The organism is Parasediminibacterium sp. HNIBRBA5674 (genome assembly GCF_056745525.1).
Map to the genome: position 1 here is coordinate 1 of NZ_JBQWIE010000054.1, position 18,294 is coordinate 18,294.

The window sequence follows — 18,294 nt, forward strand, 5'->3', positions numbered from 1 at the left end:
TGGATTTAGAGTTAATCTAATTGCTGCATTTTATAACAGAAACATTGATTTGAAATGAATTGTCGAAGAGGTCTATTCAAAGGTTGGGTCTTTAAAGCGGCTATAATCATCATAACTGTCGTAAATAGAATGGTATTCACCACCAGCACCTTCACCGCTATAGCCAAGGTCTAAAGTGGTAATGCCAAGGTGTTGTAAAAAGGATGAGTAATCTGAGCCAGAACCAAGCGCATCAAGGCTTAGCGACTTTTTTGCCAATAAATCTTTCTTAGCTTTTGTGGTTTTCGCAGTCGCAATTTTTTCAGCCTTTTGTCTTTCAAACACGCTTACATTGGTTTGTGGGTATGTTACTTATTTCATCCATTAAAGTTTCTAATGCATGAGAACCACCAGCATCTAAAAAACCAAGTCTGTTTCCATCAGAATTGATATGAGCTACCACTTTTTGTTGAAATTCGGCTGCATGGTCTTCTATAACGTCTAAAAAATAAATCGAAACACTCAATTATGACTTAAGTCATAGAGAACAAAGTAGGCTTATGCGAAACTTTGTAAAATTAAAAATAATTACTTATGAAAAAGATGTATCTCTTGATTTCAGCTTGTATAATAGCTTTCTTGATTCTTTCTTGCGGAAATCAAAATGGCAGCACAACTAGCCCCACAGAACAACCTAAAAGTGTGGTGCCGGATGCCGATAATTATGATCCTAAGAGGGGTGAAGGTAAGTTTAGTGCAGACAACGTTATAATAGATTCAAAACTAGATGCTGCAATGGTTGTAGCCGGTGAAAAAATTGTTAATACTAAATGTGCTTCATGTCACAAGTTTTCTAGTGAGAAGTTAGTGGGACCCGGGTGGAGTGGCGTAACGACAAGACATAAGCCAGAGTGGATTATGAATTTCATTACTAATCCGGATCCTATGATTGACAAAGACCCAGAGGCAAAAGCTATGCTTGAACTTTGCTTGGTGCGTATGCCAAACCAGAGCTTAGCAGATGTGGACGCTAGAAATATTTTAGAATTTATGCGTAAAAATGATGGTATTAAGTAAAATATAAATAATTTTTATGAAAAAGAATATATTAAATTCGGTATTTATTTTGGTTGCAGTATGTGTAATATTCAATGCCTGTAAACCCAAAAATGCAGCTAATGCAGTTAGTGGCGATGCTGCAGCGAAAGCTTATGTTGCGCCAGGTAAATACGATGAATTTTACAATTTTGTTTCAGGTGGCTTTAGTGGACAAATGAGTATTTATGGGCTTCCGTCGGGAAGGCTACTTAGGGTAATTCCAATCTTTTCTGTAGATCCACAATCTGGATATGGCTATAGTGAAGAAACTAAACCTATGCTAAACACATCGCATGGTTTTATACCTTGGGATGACCAACACCATACTGAACTTTCACAAACAAATGGTGAAATTGATGGCAGATGGATTTTTGCGAATGCCAATAATACACCACGTGTTGCAAGATTGAGCTTAAATACTTTTCGTACATCGGAAATTATTGAATTACCCAATAGTGCCGGTAATCACAGCTCACCTTTTATTACAGAGAATACAGAATACGTTGTAGCTGGTACAAGGTTTAGTGTACCGCCCGACGATGTAAATGGTGATGTACCAATTAATACTTACAAACAAAATTTTAAAGGCTATTTAAGCTTTATTAGTGTAGCCAAAGAAGACGGCAAAATGGATATTGCTTTTCAAATTAAATGCCCCGGTGTAAACTTTGATTTAAGCCATGCTGGTAAAGGGAAATCGCATGGCTGGTTTTTCTTCAGTTCTTACAATACCGAGCAAGCTAATAGTTTGTTAGAGGTAAATGCATCTCAAAAAGATAAGGATTTTATAATGGCTGTTAACTGGAAAAAAGCCGAGGAATATTTGAAAGCTGGAAAAGGTAGAAAGCAATCTGTTAAATACACGCATAATACGTACAACGAAAAATCACATACAGCCACATCTGAAATTAAGACTGAGGTAATTGTATTAGATGCTAAAGAATTGAAAGACATCTGCTATATGATTCCTTGTCCTAAATCTCCACACGGCTGTGACGTAGACCCGACAGGCGAGTATATAGTAGGTAGTGGTAAATTGGCCGCCTTAATTCCTGTTTTTAGTTTCGATAAAATTCAAAAAGCGATTGCTGATAAATCTTATGCAGGGGAATATGAAGGTATTCCTGTAATCAATTACGATGCTGCGTTATATGGTGAAGTAAAGAAACCCGGCTTAGGGCCGTTACATACAGAGTTTGATGGTAAAGGAAATGCATATACTACTTTTTTTGTAAGTAGTGAAGTTGTTAAATGGAATATTAAAGACTTGAAAGTACTTGATAGAGCATCGACTTATTACTCTGTTGGACACCTATGCATACCGGGCGGGGATAGTAAAAAACCAAATGCTAAATATTTAATAGCTTACAATAAAATCACTAAAGATCGTTATTTGCCAACTGGCCCTGAGCTTGCTCAAAGTGCCCAGTTATTTGACATTAGTGGCGATAAAATGCAATTAATTTTAGACTTTCCAACTATAGGTGAGCCACATTATGCACAAGCTGTTTCAGCAGATTTAATTAAAACTAAATCGCTTAAGTTTTTTAAAATTAATGAAAATATTAACCCATATGTATCAAAAGGTGAAAATACAACCAAAGTTGTGCGAGAAGGCACAAAAGTACATGTGTATATGACTGCTATACGATCTCACCTTGCACCTGACAATATTGAAGGAGTGCGTATGGGTGATGAGGTATATTTTCATGTAACCAACTTAGAACAGGATTGGGATGTGCCACATGGTTTTGCTATAAAAGGTGGTGGCAGTGCTGAGTTATTAATTATGCCTGGTGAAACACAAACATTAAAATGGATACCTGGACGAGTTGGAATTTTTCCAATGTACTGTACAGATTTTTGTAGTGCATTACACCAAGAAATGCAAGGTTATGTGCGCGTATCAGCAGCAGGAAGTAACGTGCCATTAACGTTTAGTCTTGGTAAAAGCGTTCCTGAAACAAAGTAATGTACAAATAAAAAGGGGCGGTTTGATACGCTCCTTTTTCAATTATTTTATAATGAAAAGTTCGAAACTCTCATTACTCTCAAAAGTATTGTTGGTATCTTCTGCAATATGTTTAATCGCTTCTTTGTTTGTACCACTTTGGCGCATAGAGCTTACTGCACCACAATATCCTGAAGGTTTATCATTGCTAATATACACTAATAATTTAGGTGGTAATATTGACATAATCAATGGTTTAAATCATTATATCGGAATGGAAAGCTTACATGTTGATAACTTTGTAGAATTTATAGTACTTCCATATATATTAGGTACCTTTTCGTTATTAGCAATTTTGGCAATATTTTTTAATAAAAAATTTGGTCTATACAGTTGGTTTGTAGCTTTCGTTTTATTTGGTATTCTTTCAATGGTTGATTTTTGGCGATGGGAATACAATTACGGACACAACCTCAATCCTAATGCTGCAATTGTAGTACCTGGAATGGCATATCAACCACCATTAATAGGATTTAAACAATTACTAAATTTTGGTGCTTATTCAATACCAGATGTTGGTGGTTGGTTAATTGTACTAACAGGATTATTTGTATTAACAGCCGTTTTAAAAGAACTAAGTGCATTTAAAAGAAAACCATCAAAAGCATTATTGCCACTAATTATTTTTTTTTTAGCTACATCTTGTAACAGTCAACAGCCAACACCAATAAATATTAATAAAGACAATTGCGATAACTGTAAAATGCGCATTACTGATGCAAAATTTGCTTGTGAACTAATTACATCAAAAGGGCGCACCTATAAATTTGATGATATAGAATGTATGAAGCGCTTTAGGAAAGAAAATAACACCAATGTGTATACGTTAATCCTTGTATCTGATTTTGATAATACACAACAATTATTTAATGCCGACAAGGGGTTTTTCTTAAAATCTGAAATTATAAAAAGCCCAATGGGTGGTAATATAGCTGCATTTACTAGCAAAAATTTAGCAGTTGCTTATTCTAAAAAATTTGATACTGTAATAGTAGATTGGAAACAAATTAATAAAGATTAGACTTGAAAAACATATTTATTATTATAAGTATTTGTTTGTTTGTGTACCATGCAAGTGCGAGGGTTATTACTGTTGGTAATCAACAAATGTGTACCACAATAAAATCGGCATTGCAGATTTGCAATAATGGCGATAGTGTAATTGTTCACAAGGGTATTTATAAAGAAGGCAATATCTCTATCACAAAATCCATTTTTTTTAAAGGACTTTTTTACCCCATATTAGATGGCGAAAAAAAGTTTGAAGTAATATCCATAAAAGCAAATAATGTAACTGTAACAGGCTTTTATGTACAGCATTCAGGCTTTGCAACGTTAGATGATCCTGGGGGGATCAAGATATATAATAGCAACAATGTCTCCATCCTTAATAACCAATTGTACGATAACTTTTTTGGTATTTATGTACAATATGGAAAAAATTGCATTATTAAAGGCAACAACATTATTGCTTTTGGAAAAGAAGAGCAGCAAATTGGTAATGGCATACACTGTTGGAAAAGCGATAGCCTACAAATTATTAACAATAATATTAAAGGGCATAGAGACGGTATTTATTTTGAATTTGTAACACACTCTATTATTTGGCGAAATATTTCAACCAACAATATTCGCTACGGCTTGCACTTTATGTTTTCAAATAATGATACTTATATTACTAATGTGTTTAAAAATAATGGCGCTGGCGTTGCTGTAATGTTTACAAAAAACGTAATAATGATGGATAATACCTTTACACAAAACTGGGGTGATGCGTCTTATGGATTATTACTGAAAGAAATTTCTGATAGTTATATACTGGGTAATGATTTTTTAAAAAATACCTCAGGCATTTTTATGGAAGGAACAAACAGAATAGAGGTGAGGAATAACGTATTTAAAGATAATGGATGGGCAATGCAAATACAAGCAAGTTGCATGGATAATGTAATAGAAAATAATAATTTTTTGGGCAATACATTTGATGTAGGCACTAATGGTAGCTTAGTTTTAAACATATTTAATAAAAATTACTGGGACAAATACGAAGGGTATGATATAAATAAAAATAATATTGGTGATATACCCTACCATCCACTGAGTTTATTTTCAGTTATTGTTGAAAAAAATCCTCCAACCATGCTGCTTTATAGAAGTTTTATGATTTCATTATTAGATAAATCTGAGAAAATTATACCTAGTTTAACCCCTGAAATTTTTGTTGATAAACAACCTTTAATGCATCCTATTAAAATATGATAGAGCTAAAAAATGTATCAAAAAAATTTGGTAAGTTGCAAGTGCTTAATAATATAAATCTCACTTGTAATAAAGGCGATTGCATTGCTTTAATTGGCCCTAATGGCTGTGGCAAAACTAGCTTAATAAAAAGTGTATTAGGGATGGTAGTGCCAAATAGTGGTGAAATTTTTTTTAATAATAAAAATATTCGAAACCAATATTATTATCGTAATAGTATTGGCTACATGCCACAGATAGGTAGATATCCGGACAATATGACTATTGGACAAGTAATTGAAACAATAAAGAATATTAGGAATTATGCTACCGATATTGATGAATACTTATTACAAGCTTTTAAATTAGAAACTTTATTTACAAAAAGAATGCGCACTTTAAGTGGTGGTACAATGCAAAAGGTAAGTGCAACTATTGCTTTTTTGTTTAATCCTGATGTATTAATACTTGATGAACCAACTGCTGGTCTTGACCCTCTGGCATCTGAAATTTTAAAAGAGAAAATTGTACTTGAGAAAAAGAAGGGTAAGCTTATTTTAATTACTTCTCATATACTTAGTGAGCTAGACGATTTGGTTACACAAATTATTTTTATGCAAGATGGCAGTATTGTGTTTCACAAAGATGTAGATACGCTACTACAAGAAACAAAAGAAAATAAAATATCGAAAGCTGTAACCACAGTATTAAAAAATATCAACAATGAATAAAATTATAAAATTTATTGTGCTAGATATATTAAGAAATAAAATAGTAATATTTTACACACTACTGCTCGCGGCATTTTCATGGAGCGTATTTAGCTTAGAAGATAATAGTGCAAAGGGGTTGCTTACATTATTAAATATTATTTTACTTACAGTGCCCTTGGTATCTATTCTTTTTTCCACTATCTACATTTACAACAGTGCAGAGTTTATAGAACTGCTATTAAGCCAACCAATACAACGAAAAAAAATTTGGTCGGGGCTTTTTATAGGTTTGGCAACGAGTTTACTTTTCGCGTTTGTTGTGGGGGTAGGCATTCCTTTACTATTATATAACCACAGTATTGCTAGTATTATGATGTTGCTAGTAGGCTGCATTATTACTTTGGTATTTACAGCCATTGCTTTTTTGTGCACTGTTGCTACAAGAGACAAGGCTAAAGGAATAGGTATTAGCATAATGATTTGGTTATATTTTGCTTTGTTATTTGATGGGCTAATTCTTTTTATTACTTTTCAATTTTCAGATTATCCAATAGAAAAAGCTTTAATAGTAATTAGTGCTTTAAGCCCCATTGATATTGCTCGAATTCTAATTTTATTAAATACTGATTCGTCTGCAATGATGGGTTATACGGGCGCCATATTTAAAGATTTTTTGGGAACAAGGTTGAGTGTGGTTATTGCTTTTACAGTATTATCATTTTGGATAATAGCACCATTTTTAGTTTCATTAAAAATATTTAATAAAAAAGATTTATGACTATTAACGACGTGTTACAACAGCTTAAAACCTCTGAACATCCTGTTGCAAGAATTTTGCATAAAACAGAACATTGTAAAGTGCTAGTAATTGGTTTTAATGCAGGGATGGTTTTAAAAGAACATAAAACACAAGTGGGGGGAAAACTAATTGTTTTATTAGGACATATTATTTATAAACAAGGCGATATTGAAATAGAGGCAACACAATATGATGAAATAGTTATACCAATAGATATTATACACTCTGTAATAGCTATTGATAATAGTTTGTGTTTACTCACTTTATAATTTAATAGATATTTTATGAAAGAGGATATTAGTACCAGACAAGACATCGAAAGGCTAATTAATACATTTTACGAGAAAGTAAAAGTTGATGATACTATTGGCTACTTTTTTACAGATGTAGTGCAAGTACATTGGGAAAAACACTTGCCCGTGATGTATGATTTTTGGGAGAACGTAATTTTTTACACCAATGTTTATGAAGGCAACCCTATGCAAAAGCACCAAGCACTACATAAAAAAAGTGCCATGACAATGCAACATTTTCAACGGTGGAATAAATTGTTTAACGATACAGTAGACGAATTATTTGACGGTGAAAAAGCTGTATTGATTAAACAAAGAGCAAGCAGTATTAGCACCGTAATGCAGATAAAAATACTTAGTTAACATTTAAACGGAATAATATGGAAGTATTAGCACATCCAACAGTAGGCTCGATTGTAGCCAATGATTACCGCACCGCAACGGTATTTCAAAAATATGGTATCGATTTTTGTTGTAAAGGCAATAGAACTATTAACGAAGTATGTGAACAACATAACATTACAAATGAAAATTTACTAAACGACTTAAACCAAATAGATAAGAATACTAATAAGGAACTAACAGATTTTGCCTCTTGGCCACTAGACTTACTTGCAGATTATATTGAAAAAAGACACCACCGATTTATTCTAGAAACAACCCCATCGTTAATACATTTTTTTGATAAATTATGTAAAGTTCATGGGGTAAAACATCCAGAACTATTTGAAATAAAAGACGAGTTTAATGCATCGGCTAATGAGCTCGCATTACACATGCAAAAAGAGGAAAGTATATTATTTCCATTTGTACGCAACATGGTTAAGGCAAAAAGTAACCACCAAAAAGTAGAGACGACAGAATTTGCAACAGTTCATAATCCTATACAGATGATGATGCATGAGCATAATATTGAAGGTGATAGATTTAGAAAAATAGCAACCTTGAGCAATAATTACACTACACCTGATGATGGATGCACTACTTATAACGTTGCATTTGCATTACTAAAAGCGTTTGAAGCTGACTTACATTTGCACATACACCTAGAAAATAATATTTTATTTCCAAAAGCTATAAGTATGGAGGCCGAAATGGCTTAATAGTTAGCGGGTTTAGCATATAGCTATATGCTAAACTTTATGAACGCTCACTGTACATGACGCTATATTTTAATTGGCTTACTAGAAGTTATGACTACGCTTTATTCTCTTACTTAATTAAAAGACTTTTAAATTATTTTTATAATATATAAATAACTTATGCATCACGTTTTGCTTATTTTACACTTGTTTGCAGCCACAATTTGGGTTGGTGGTCATGTTATTTTAAGTATTAGAATTTTACCAAAGGCAATTAGAGAAAAAAATGAGAAAGATATAGAAAAATTTGAAAAAGTGTATGAACCAATTGGCTTAACTGCATTACTTTTTTTAGTTGCAACAGGTATTTTACTAGCTTACAAATACAATGTAACATTTATGCGATGGTTTGCATTTACTTCTTCAATAGAAAAAGTTGTATCTACAAAATTATTGCTACTTATTATAACGCTCTTGCTAGCAGCTAGTGCTAGATTGTTTATAATACCTAAACTTACATCTAATACACTAAAATACTTAGCTATACACATAATAGCAATAACCCTAATAGCCATACTTATGCTAGTACTTGGTACTTATGTACGCTTCGGCGGCATATAAAGGCAGTTCGTTAAGAACTGCCTTTACTAATAAAAATGAGTAAAAAACTGCTATTTAGGTAATAACACATCATTTATTACATGGATGATACCATTGGAAGTTGGAAGCGAAGCCACTATTTCAGAACCATTTACAAACGTTTTACCATCTTTTTTTGTAATTTTAACCTTGCCCCCAAATACCATCTCAAACTCTTGCCCATCATTCATATAATCTGTTTTTAGAGCGCCTACATAGGTATGATAGCCCAGAATATTTTCTAAGTCAGATTTTTTCTCGGGCTTTAAAAGCCCTTCTACTGTACCTTTTGGTAATTTATCGAACGCAGTATTAGTAGGGGCAAATACCGTAAAAGGACCAGGATTACTTAAAGCATTTACTAAATCTGCGGCTTTAACTGCTTTAACGAGTGTTGAATGATTTTTACTACTAATTGCAACCTGTACAATGTTAGGGCTTGAAGCTTCATCTTTAACAGCAGATTGACTCGATTGTACAGTGGAGGTTGCTGCATCTGCATTACTTGCTAGGTTCTTATTTTCATCTGCTTGACAAGCAGTAAGGAAAGCGCTACCAAAAAGACTTAAAATGATGATGATTTTTCTCATATAAAATTATTTAAGTTGCAAATTAATTTGCTATTTTAAATGTTTGTATGATTTGCATCACAAAGAACTTCTATTGATTTATGGCAGTCATTTGTTTTTGACTGTTAAAAAGCGTTACTATACTGATAAGTATTAAGACTGATACAGCAAGTAACATATAGTTGGTATATGGGATAACAATATAACTTACTGATGCAATACCTTGTACACCCAAAATAAATTCATTTAGTAAAACACCAATTGTAAACAGTACGATTGCAGTTTTAGCTTTTAGATTGTTAATAATAAAATGATTTGCAAATAGATAGGTAATTATAAAAACAGAGGTAAACGCTAGTAATACTAGATGTAAATAAGCAATAACAATGGGTCTGAAGCCAAAAGCTAGTTTACTTACTGATGGGATAATTGAAAAGAGTTGAAGGGAAAATTTAGTAATTAATGCAATACCTATAAATGAAAACAAGTATTTAAGTAGCGTATTGGGTAAGCTTGCAAAAAAATGTTTTTTAAGAAGTAGTTTGAAAAATAATAGTGCAGCTATAGACTGCATAGCAACACCAATTACGATAACGATGTAGGCTAGTAACGGCATTTGTAACCACAGAATTGACAACCCATAAGTAAGAAAGCAACTCCAAAAAAAGAGTTTAAATATTGAAGCTGGGATTGATATATTCGGCAGTAGTTTTTGAACATACAGCCAACACAAGCCCATTATCATAAAAAAGAACCATCCATTGTATTGAAAATGTAAATACCAGTAAACAGATGCCAAATATAAATGCTGTTCTAGGTGTTTTGTTATCATCATTATAGATAAGGATAGCGTACCGATGAATGATAAAATGCCAAAAAAAAGTGCTGCTCTAAACCATTTGGTACTTTCTTGCAAAGGTAATTTATTAAGATTTTTGAAGTAGCTGAATGAGAATACCACAAAAACGCTTAAAGAGGTTGTTAATATGATAATTGAAAATGCCCTATATCCTTGCAAAGTGAAGGATAGTAACATTAGGTAAGCGCAAAGTAAATTTAGATTGAGTAAGAAATTATATTTTATTTCTTCTTTATAATTGAGAGAGGGTAAAATATAACTAACTAGAAAGTATAACAAAGCTTGTGATACCCAGCCTGTAAATGCAAAATGAGAGTGTGCATTTTGTATGTTTTTTTGGTCGAAATAGGGAAACTCAAATCCAATTTTATAGCGCATTAAAACACCAAGCATTGCTACTATTGATATATTTAGCAATAAAATCTTAATCCAACTTTTAGGAAATGGTAATTGCATTAGAAATATAGTTTGTGATTAATTATTTCGACTTTTTTTTGTTCCGATAGTCTAACTAAGGCTCTTATAACTGTTTCAACCCTTAGGCCAGTAGCATTTGCTATTTCTTGCCGAGTATGGGGTATTAATATTTTTTTATTATCACTTTCGTACATCTTTTTTATTGAGCTTAAAAAACATAGCAACCGTGTTTCTGCATTATTGATAAAAAGCCCCTTTGCTGTGATAGATTTATTATAAATCCTACGTGCTAATAGTTTTATAAAATGCATTTTCAGCACAGGTGTATTATTTAGCATTTCAAAAAAATTAGACTTTGCAACTCTAATAATAACAGAATCTTTAATAGCAATTGCAGTACTTGGGTAACTTTCGTTTATTAATAGTGGTGGTTCGCCAAAACTATCGCCATCAGAAAATAGACCTTGCATAAATTCTTTTCCATTGTCATCAATATTATACATGGACACCTTACCCGTGATAATTTGATAATAATAATTAGCCGAGTCGTCTTCGCGAAAAATGATGTCTTTTTTTGAGAATTGCTTTATAGAGCCACCCCAAGTGATTAAAAGGTTTATTTCTATTTGCATCGCACCCAATTTTATTTAGTAATAATACTAATTAGCTGCTACATAATGTTTAGCAGGCAAATTAAAGCGACAACAAATGTAAACTCTGTAATTATTTTATTTTATGATTTAGAGCATAACTTAAAACATAATAGTAACAGACAGTATAGGCTAAAAAAGAATGCTAATGTATGATATTACTAAAAATTGCATCAACGTAAATAAATAGCGTTGCAACAAATAAAGCCGCTGAAATCTTGGATTAGGAGTTAAGATTTTTATTTATTAAGTTGAAAGCAAGGTAAACTAACAGGTATTATGTGAAAGCTTAAAATCTGTTAACACATTCTAGGCCAATACAGTTGTACCTATGCTATACCATCAAATAAAAAATCCCCATAAGTGATTAACTTACAGGGATATATGAACCAATTTGCGGGCTGGACGGGACTCGAACCCGCGACCTCCGCCGTGACAGGGCGGCATTCTAACCAACTGAACTACCAACCCTTTTCCGCTGATTGGGGTGCAAATATAAGGGTATTTTTTCTTTACAAACAAATCTTTTCTAAAAAAATTTTCTTCCCCTAATTTTACCGCCTCAATTGATAGCATTATGCCCCAGTACCCCAATAGACAGTTTTTAGAATTTGAGCAACCTATCAAGGATTTATACGAGCAAATTGAACAAACAAAAAAGCTTGCTGAAAAGAATCCGAAAATAGATTATAGTAGCACTATTGCGCAACTAGAGCAATCTATTATTGATAAGCGTAAAGAAATTACAGAACATCTTACGCCATGGCAGCGTGTGCAATTAAGTCGTCACCCCGATAGACCATACTTGTTTAAGTACATCGAAAAAATGATGACCAACTTTGTAGAGTTGCATGGTGACAGAAATTTTGCCGATGATAAAGCCATGGTAGGAGGCTTTGCAGAATTAGATGGCGAAACAGTGATGGTGCTTGGTCAGCAAAAAGGTATCAATACCAAAATGCGCCAGCAAAGAAACTTTGGTATGGCTAAGCCAGAAGGCTACCGTAAAGCATTACGCTTAATGAAGCTTGCCGAAAAATTCAATAAGCCAATTATTACTTTTATAGATACACCAGGTGCTTATCCCGGTTTAGAAGGTGAAGAACGTGGCCAAGGCGAAGCCATCGCAAGAAATATCTTCGAAATGATACGCTTAAAAGTGCCAGTTATCTGCATCATCATTGGTGAAGGTGCAAGTGGTGGTGCCTTAGGTATAGGTGTGGGCGATAAAGTGTTGATGATGGAAAATACTTGGTACACAGTTATTTCGCCAGAAGGTTGTAGCTCTATTTTGTGGCGCAGCGTAGATAAACGTGAAACTGCCGCAGAACAATTGCGCCTTACAAGTCTTGATATGAAAGGCTTTGGCTTGGTTGATGAAATTGTGCCAGAGCCAATAGGTGGTGCACATTGGGATTATACAGAAGCGGCAGCGATGCTTAAAAATGTTATCACCACAGCATTAGTTGAGTTAAAACAAATAGACCCAGAAACACGTATCAATAACAGAATTGAAAAATTCGGTGCAATGGGCTTCTGGGAAGAACTACCAGCAGCAGCTTTAGAAAACGCTTAGTTGGTAGTGTTGTTTTGGTAACTAGCTTCAGTAATACTTATGGTGCTGTTGTTGCGTCGCACACTGCAACGGTTGTCACTTTTCTCAACATTCTTAAAGCTAATAAACAGTTTAAAATCATTCGTGTCATTCGTGAAATTGTTTCAAATTCAAGTAATGGCATCATAAACCTAACTATTTAAAATGTCTCTTCGTTCATTACTTACAGGTACAGGTGTGGCAGTAGTTACGCCATTCAAAAGCGATTCAAGTGTAGATTTTAAAGCACTTGAAAACATCGTCAACCATATTATTGATGGCGGTGCAGAATATATTGTAACACTTGGTACTACAGGTGAAACCTCTACACTCACTAAGGACGAAAAGCTTACAGTGCTTGATGTAACCTTGGATGTGGTAAACAAGCGAGTGCCTGTGGTAGTAGGTATTGGCGGTAACAACACTGCATCTATTGTAAAAGATTTAGAAGAATTTCCTTTAGATAGTGTTGCTGCTGTATTAAGCGCTTCGCCTTACTACAATAAGCCATCGCAAGAAGGTTTGTTTTTGCACTACAAAGCTTTAGCGGAAGCATCACCAAAACCTATTTTACTGTACAACGTACCGGGCAGAACAGGTAGAAATATGACAGCTAAAACCACCTTACGTTTGGCGCATGAAGTACCAAATATTGGCGGTATTAAAGAAGCGCATAACGATATGCCTCAGTGCTTAGAGATTATTCGTGATAGACCAGAACATTTTTTAGTAGTAACTGGTGATGATGAAATTGCTTTACCACAAATAGCCTTTGGTTTTGATGGTGTTATCAGTGTTAATGCCAATGCTTTTCCACGTTTAGTATCAGATATGATTCGTTATTGCTTGAAAGGTGATTTTGCTGCCGCAAGACCAATACACTATAAATTTTTAGAAGCTTACGATATGTTATTTACAGAAAACAATCCTGCAGGTGTAAAAGCATTTATGTACGAGCTAGGTTTGTTACAAAACGAGTTGCGCTTACCTGTAACGCCTGTAAGTGCTGAGTTACAAGCTAAAATAAAAGCTTACGTAGCTACTTTTTAATTGCTATCTTTTTAATAATTTACAATGTCATTCTTTTACAGGGATGACATTTTTTATACCTTTAACTCATGCGTAAAATCATCATCACTATCGACGGTTATTCATCTTGTGGCAAAAGCACTTTGGCCAAACAATTAGCTAAAGAACTCAACTATGTATTTGTAGATAGTGGTGCTATGTATCGTGCTATAACCTTGTATTTTTTGCGTAATCATACCGATTGGAACGTTACAGAAGAAGTAGTGGCAGCTTTGCAAAACATCACACTCGATTTTGCCTATAATGATGCAGATGGTACTAGCGATATGATAATGAATGATGAAAACGTAGAAGTACTGATACGTGAAATGCTGGTGAGTGAAAATGTGAGTGAAGTAGCTGCGGTAAAAGAAGTACGTGAATTTGCGGTAGCGCAACAGCAACAACTTGGCCTTAAAAAAGGCATTGTAATGGATGGTAGAGATATTGGTACAACTGTGTTTCCTAATGCTGAATTGAAAATATTTGTAACGGCCGACCCTGCCATACGTGTAGAAAGACGCTACAAAGAATTGTTTCTAAAAAATCCACACATTACCATTGAAGAGATAAGCCACAACTTAGAAATGCGTGACTACATTGATAGTAACCGTGAAGTAAGTCCATTGCGCAAAGCCGATGATGCCATCGTTCTAGATAACTCAAATCTTACAAGAGAGGAGCAACTAACCAAAGTATTAGGTTGGGTGAAAGAACGAATTTCTTAGTTTGATTTTTAAATGCATTTTAATGAGCGACTTTTGGATAAATCATGGATTCAGGTTCATAATGCTTGCTGGTATACTCATTTGTTTGTTCTTCTTTAGCTTAAATTTTTATACAGGTTCAGTAAAGAAATTAGATCTAATTATCAAAGATTTGGATTCATTGGGTTTTGTAAGAAACGAAGTTTTAGAATTCGATAAGTTCTCTAATAGACAAAAATTTGACAACTACGGGTTGTCATTATTTACACATCTATTTTACAGAATACCTCGACCATCTCAAAATTCAATTCTTTATACTAATCAAGATTTTATTGGCCAACTAAGTATTGTTAATTTATATCGCTTAGCGTATAAAATTGTATTACTTATATTAATTCTAGATGTATCGTTTGTAGCTACAATGACTTACTTATTTGGGCAGAATATCAAATAGCCCTCACTATTTATCCCTAGCAATCCATTGCATGTATTATTTCATTGCTAATTACCGCATTGCTTGTATTTAGTAGCGAAAATTAAGTACATGTGTTGTGCATAAGGCTTATCTTTATTGCCTTCAAACAACAACACTATGAGTCAGTTTTCAGATTACAATTTTAGCGGTAAAAAGGTATTACTGCGTGTAGATTTTAATGTGCCTTTAGACAAGCAAACCCTTGCTATTACAGACGATACAAGAATGACGGCAGCTTTGCCTACCATTAAAAAAATATTAGCCGATGGTGGTAGTGCCATTATTATGAGCCACTTGGGCAGACCAAAAGGTGGGCCAGAAGACAAATATTCTTTAAAGCACATTGTATCGCATTTAAGCGTTTTACTTGATGAAAAAGATATTCAATTTGCCGAAGACTGTATTGGTGAATCTGCTGTAGAATATGCCGCAGATTTAGGTGCCGGTGAGGTGCTATTGCTAGAAAATCTACGTTTTTACAAAGAGGAAGAAGCTGGTGATGCGGCTTTTGCAGAGAAACTAAGCAAACTAGGTGATGTATATGTAAACGATGCTTTTGGTACAGCACACCGTGCCCATGCTAGTACTGCCATCATTGCCAATTATTTTGATAAAGACCATAAAATGTTTGGCTTGCTAATGAACAGCGAAGTAGCTAGTGCAGAAAAAGTAATGCACCAAAGCGAAAAACCATTTGTAGCCATTATTGGTGGTGCTAAAGTGAGCGATAAGATTTTAATTATAGAAAATTTACTAGAGCGTGCTACTGATATTATTATTGGTGGTGGTATGGCTTATACGTTTATGAAAGCCGCTGGCGGCCACATTGGTAATAGCTTGTGTGAAGATGACCGCTTAGATATGGTAAATGGGTTATTGAAAAAAGCAGAAGAAAAAGGTGTGTGCATTCACTTGCCAAGTGATAGTGTAATTGCTGACAAATTTGCGGCTGATGCCAATGATTCTGTAGCACCTAGCAATGCTGTACCAGACGGTTGGATGGGCTTAGATATTGGGCCAATGGCTATTGAGCAATTTACCAATGTTATCAAACAATCTAAAACCATTTTATGGAACGGCCCAATGGGCGTGTTTGAAATGGCGAAGTTTCAGCATGGTACAAAAGCTGTTGCTACAGCAATAGCCGACGCTACAGCAAATGGCGCATTTAGTCTAGTAGGTGGTGGTGATAGCGTAGCTGCTGTAAACCAATTTGGCTATACAGATAAAGTAAGCTATATCAGTACTGGTGGTGGTGCTTTATTAGAATATTTTGAAGGCAAAGTATTGCCAGGTATTGCCGCTATTAAAGCGTAGTTCACGGCTCGCAGATTACGCAGGTAACGCAGAAATTTTGCAAGATGATTTTAGCATTCTGATACTATGATAACATTAAACCTGTAAGGTGCTTGCTTTACAGGTTTTTCTTTTTTATAAACCACTACACCATGCTCACCCAAACACTCAATACCATTTTTGTTAGAGACCTCAATAAATTACAACAAGAAATTGCAGCTTATAAAAGTGACACGGCAATATGGTCGGTAGAAAAAGGCGTTACCAACTCAGGCGGTAAATTGTGCCTGCATTTGCTAGGCAATATTAATACCTATATAGGTGCGGTAATAGGTAATAGCGACTATGTAAGAAATCGACCATTAGAGTTTACCGATACAGGTATTACCAAAGCAGACTTACTACAACGTATAGATGCTACCATAGCAGTTGTGAACCATGCATTTGCCCAATTGAAAGAAGAAGATTTACCCAAAGAATACCCTATGTTGGTATTTACCGAACCTATGACTTACGAGTTTTTTCTAGTGCATTTGGCAGCCCATTTATCGTACCATTTAGGGCAAATAAATTACCACAGAAGATTGCTAGATGTGTAGAGTAATTTACTTTTAGTTTTCTCTTTTTAAGGGCATTTATTTCTATGAAATAGATGCCTTTTTTATGCGCGGTTATATCAAAATCCTCTAAAATCGTGTTAAGCGAATGTTAAGCAATTTTTGTTTTTTGTCAAACATATTGCATTTATTCCTTTTGATATTTTTTTTGGAAAAATATAGTATTGTGAAAAACCTGTTAGTGTGCCATTATAACTATATGTGAATAATAAAAACACGCAGAAAAAGCTGCGGGTTTTACGCAATTTTTCCTGCGTAAAACCCGCAAAAAATACCGTAAGGAAAATGGCTAAAATTGGGGAAATCCCCAATTTTTATATTCAAAATCTGCTTTAGTTTTATCTTACCAAAATTAATCCCATCCTATTATCAACCACCTATAGCCAATATCTGCTAACAAAAACCAATTGTAAAATAACCAAAACAACTAATGCCGGGTAGCCGAAAACGGGATACTAGAGTAGGCGAAAAAATTAACTGAATATGAGAAAGTCTTTTGTTTTATTATCAATGCTTTGTGCCATTTTAATAACCGAAAATGGATTCGCTCAAGCAAAGCCACCGAGGGTCTCAATTATATCTGCTGTGGACACACTGCCACCTTATTATGCTGACTCAGGACAGCAGACCGTGGCTATTACCGTTACATTACAATTGCAAGCCAATAAATTTGACGACTCGGTTCGGTTGCAAAAAACAATATTGTCACATTTAAAATAGTACAAGGCACCATATCATCGCCAATTGTATTTGCTAATGGAGATTCCGTATCTAGAAGTGAAAACATAGCTCAGGCTAACTGGCCACCTGCTGGCGGTAATGGTGGTACTTATAAAGTGGTGTTATATCTAAAACTGCCGGCTATCTCACCTAAAAAACCTATTGCTAATAATCAAATCGGTCAGATTATTATAGAAAACCATCCAGAAACCTATCACACTATTGTTTTATCAAATAATGCAATACCGTTAAATACTACATACAATGCTAAAAAACCTTTTTGGATTGAAATAGGATCAAACTTCGATTTAGTAGATGGTCTTCAAGCTAATAACTTTTTTTCAGGAGTCTTTTTTCAAAGATTCGATATTAGACCCGCTTTCAAAAAAAATGGTAATTAACGCAAGTTGCTAGTTATAAAATAAGTGAGCATCGAAAAGAGTTTAAAAGTTACCACACTCATCAAACTC

The 18,294-nt window shown here is 34.3% G+C and carries 22 protein-coding genes and 1 tRNA gene; 17 read left to right on the forward strand and 6 right to left on the reverse strand.

Annotation, left to right across the window (positions count from 1 at the left end):
• Positions 1-72: 72 nt before the first annotated feature.
• The gene (locus tag ACT9TX_RS17290) at positions 73-324 is read right to left on the reverse strand and encodes a hypothetical protein (protein ID WP_481340166.1); all 252 of its coding nucleotides are present in this window, start codon (positions 322-324) and stop codon (positions 73-75) included.
• Complete coding sequence (locus ACT9TX_RS17295; RefSeq protein ID WP_481340167.1) at positions 317-505, reverse strand: hypothetical protein; 189 nt, start codon at positions 503-505, stop codon at positions 317-319. Before ACT9TX_RS17295 ends, ACT9TX_RS17290 begins: the two co-directional genes overlap by 8 nt.
• Positions 506-573: 68 nt before the next feature.
• Between ACT9TX_RS17295 and ACT9TX_RS17300 the strand changes: the two genes are divergently transcribed.
• From ACT9TX_RS17300 to ACT9TX_RS17345, 10 genes are all read left to right on the forward strand, one after another.
• Positions 574-1,056 (forward strand): c-type cytochrome, encoded by a 483-nt coding sequence (locus ACT9TX_RS17300; protein WP_481340168.1) that lies wholly within the window; start codon positions 574-576, stop codon positions 1,054-1,056.
• A gap of 16 nt (positions 1,057-1,072) precedes the next feature.
• The gene (nosZ, locus tag ACT9TX_RS17305; protein ID WP_481340170.1) at positions 1,073-3,049 is read left to right on the forward strand and encodes a Sec-dependent nitrous-oxide reductase; all 1,977 of its coding nucleotides are present in this window, start codon (positions 1,073-1,075) and stop codon (positions 3,047-3,049) included.
• A gap of 52 nt (positions 3,050-3,101) precedes the next feature.
• Positions 3,102-4,109, forward strand: coding sequence for a nitrous oxide reductase accessory protein NosL (locus tag ACT9TX_RS17310; protein WP_481340171.1), 1,008 nt, complete (start codon positions 3,102-3,104; stop codon positions 4,107-4,109).
• A gap of 2 nt (positions 4,110-4,111) precedes the next feature.
• On the forward strand, positions 4,112-5,347 hold the full coding sequence (locus ACT9TX_RS17315) for a nitrous oxide reductase family maturation protein NosD (RefSeq protein WP_481340172.1): 1,236 nt from the start codon (positions 4,112-4,114) through the stop codon (positions 5,345-5,347).
• The gene (locus tag ACT9TX_RS17320; RefSeq protein WP_481340174.1) at positions 5,344-6,057 is read left to right on the forward strand and encodes an ABC transporter ATP-binding protein; all 714 of its coding nucleotides are present in this window, start codon (positions 5,344-5,346) and stop codon (positions 6,055-6,057) included. Before ACT9TX_RS17315 ends, ACT9TX_RS17320 begins: the two co-directional genes overlap by 4 nt.
• Positions 6,050-6,817, forward strand: coding sequence for an ABC transporter permease subunit (locus ACT9TX_RS17325; protein WP_481340175.1), 768 nt, complete (start codon positions 6,050-6,052; stop codon positions 6,815-6,817). Before ACT9TX_RS17320 ends, ACT9TX_RS17325 begins: the two co-directional genes overlap by 8 nt.
• On the forward strand, positions 6,814-7,107 hold the full coding sequence (locus ACT9TX_RS17330; RefSeq protein ID WP_481340177.1) for a cupin domain-containing protein: 294 nt from the start codon (positions 6,814-6,816) through the stop codon (positions 7,105-7,107). The genes ACT9TX_RS17325 and ACT9TX_RS17330 overlap by 4 nt, the downstream gene beginning before the upstream one ends.
• A gap of 15 nt (positions 7,108-7,122) precedes the next feature.
• A complete protein-coding gene (locus ACT9TX_RS17335) occupies positions 7,123-7,494 on the forward strand; it encodes a group III truncated hemoglobin (RefSeq protein WP_481340178.1) in 372 nt (123 codons plus the stop codon).
• A 17-nt stretch (positions 7,495-7,511) separates the two neighbouring features.
• Positions 7,512-8,234, forward strand: a complete 723-nt coding sequence (gene ric, locus ACT9TX_RS17340; protein WP_481340180.1) for an iron-sulfur cluster repair di-iron protein — start codon at positions 7,512-7,514, stop codon at positions 8,232-8,234.
• A gap of 159 nt (positions 8,235-8,393) precedes the next feature.
• The gene (locus ACT9TX_RS17345; RefSeq protein ID WP_481340181.1) at positions 8,394-8,834 is read left to right on the forward strand and encodes a copper resistance protein CopD; all 441 of its coding nucleotides are present in this window, start codon (positions 8,394-8,396) and stop codon (positions 8,832-8,834) included.
• Positions 8,835-8,884: 50 nt separating this feature from the next.
• Here the strand turns inward: ACT9TX_RS17345 and ACT9TX_RS17350 are convergent, their stop codons facing one another.
• The 4 genes from ACT9TX_RS17350 to ACT9TX_RS17365 form a co-directional block, all read right to left on the reverse strand.
• Positions 8,885-9,442, reverse strand: a complete 558-nt coding sequence (locus ACT9TX_RS17350) for a fasciclin domain-containing protein (protein WP_481340182.1) — start codon at positions 9,440-9,442, stop codon at positions 8,885-8,887.
• A 70-nt stretch (positions 9,443-9,512) separates the two neighbouring features.
• Positions 9,513-10,736 carry a hypothetical protein gene (locus ACT9TX_RS17355; protein ID WP_481340184.1) on the reverse strand — a complete coding sequence of 408 codons (1,224 nt, stop codon included), beginning with the start codon at positions 10,734-10,736 and terminating at the stop codon, positions 9,513-9,515.
• Complete coding sequence (locus tag ACT9TX_RS17360; RefSeq protein WP_481340185.1) at positions 10,736-11,329, reverse strand: Crp/Fnr family transcriptional regulator; 594 nt, start codon at positions 11,327-11,329, stop codon at positions 10,736-10,738. Before ACT9TX_RS17360 ends, ACT9TX_RS17355 begins: the two co-directional genes overlap by 1 nt.
• A 415-nt stretch (positions 11,330-11,744) precedes the next feature.
• A tRNA-Asp gene (locus ACT9TX_RS17365) sits at positions 11,745-11,818 on the reverse strand.
• Between the two features lie 106 nt (positions 11,819-11,924).
• On the opposite strand from ACT9TX_RS17365, the gene ACT9TX_RS17370 reads away from it, so the two are divergent.
• The 7 genes from ACT9TX_RS17370 to ACT9TX_RS17400 all read left to right on the forward strand — a co-directional run bounded on the left by ACT9TX_RS17370 (position 11,925) and on the right by ACT9TX_RS17400 (position 18,225).
• Entirely contained in the window at positions 11,925-12,923 is a 999-nt protein-coding gene (locus ACT9TX_RS17370; RefSeq protein ID WP_481340187.1) for an acetyl-CoA carboxylase carboxyltransferase subunit alpha, read from the forward strand.
• 183 nt (positions 12,924-13,106) lie between these two features.
• Positions 13,107-13,991, forward strand: coding sequence for a 4-hydroxy-tetrahydrodipicolinate synthase (gene dapA, locus ACT9TX_RS17375; protein WP_481340188.1), 885 nt, complete (start codon positions 13,107-13,109; stop codon positions 13,989-13,991).
• A 68-nt stretch (positions 13,992-14,059) separates the two neighbouring features.
• Complete coding sequence (gene cmk / locus ACT9TX_RS17380) at positions 14,060-14,737, forward strand: (d)CMP kinase (RefSeq protein WP_481340189.1); 678 nt, start codon at positions 14,060-14,062, stop codon at positions 14,735-14,737.
• A 571-nt stretch (positions 14,738-15,308) separates the two neighbouring features.
• The gene (locus tag ACT9TX_RS17385) at positions 15,309-16,508 is read left to right on the forward strand and encodes a phosphoglycerate kinase (RefSeq protein WP_481340191.1); all 1,200 of its coding nucleotides are present in this window, start codon (positions 15,309-15,311) and stop codon (positions 16,506-16,508) included.
• 131 nt (positions 16,509-16,639) lie between these two features.
• On the forward strand, positions 16,640-17,086 hold the full coding sequence (locus tag ACT9TX_RS17390; protein ID WP_481340192.1) for a DinB family protein: 447 nt from the start codon (positions 16,640-16,642) through the stop codon (positions 17,084-17,086).
• Between the two features lie 501 nt (positions 17,087-17,587).
• Positions 17,588-17,824 carry a hypothetical protein gene (locus tag ACT9TX_RS17395; protein ID WP_481340194.1) on the forward strand — a complete coding sequence of 79 codons (237 nt, stop codon included), beginning with the start codon at positions 17,588-17,590 and terminating at the stop codon, positions 17,822-17,824.
• A gap of 116 nt (positions 17,825-17,940) precedes the next feature.
• On the forward strand, positions 17,941-18,225 hold the full coding sequence (locus tag ACT9TX_RS17400) for a hypothetical protein (protein WP_481340195.1): 285 nt from the start codon (positions 17,941-17,943) through the stop codon (positions 18,223-18,225).
• The last annotated feature ends 69 nt before the right edge of the window (positions 18,226-18,294 follow it).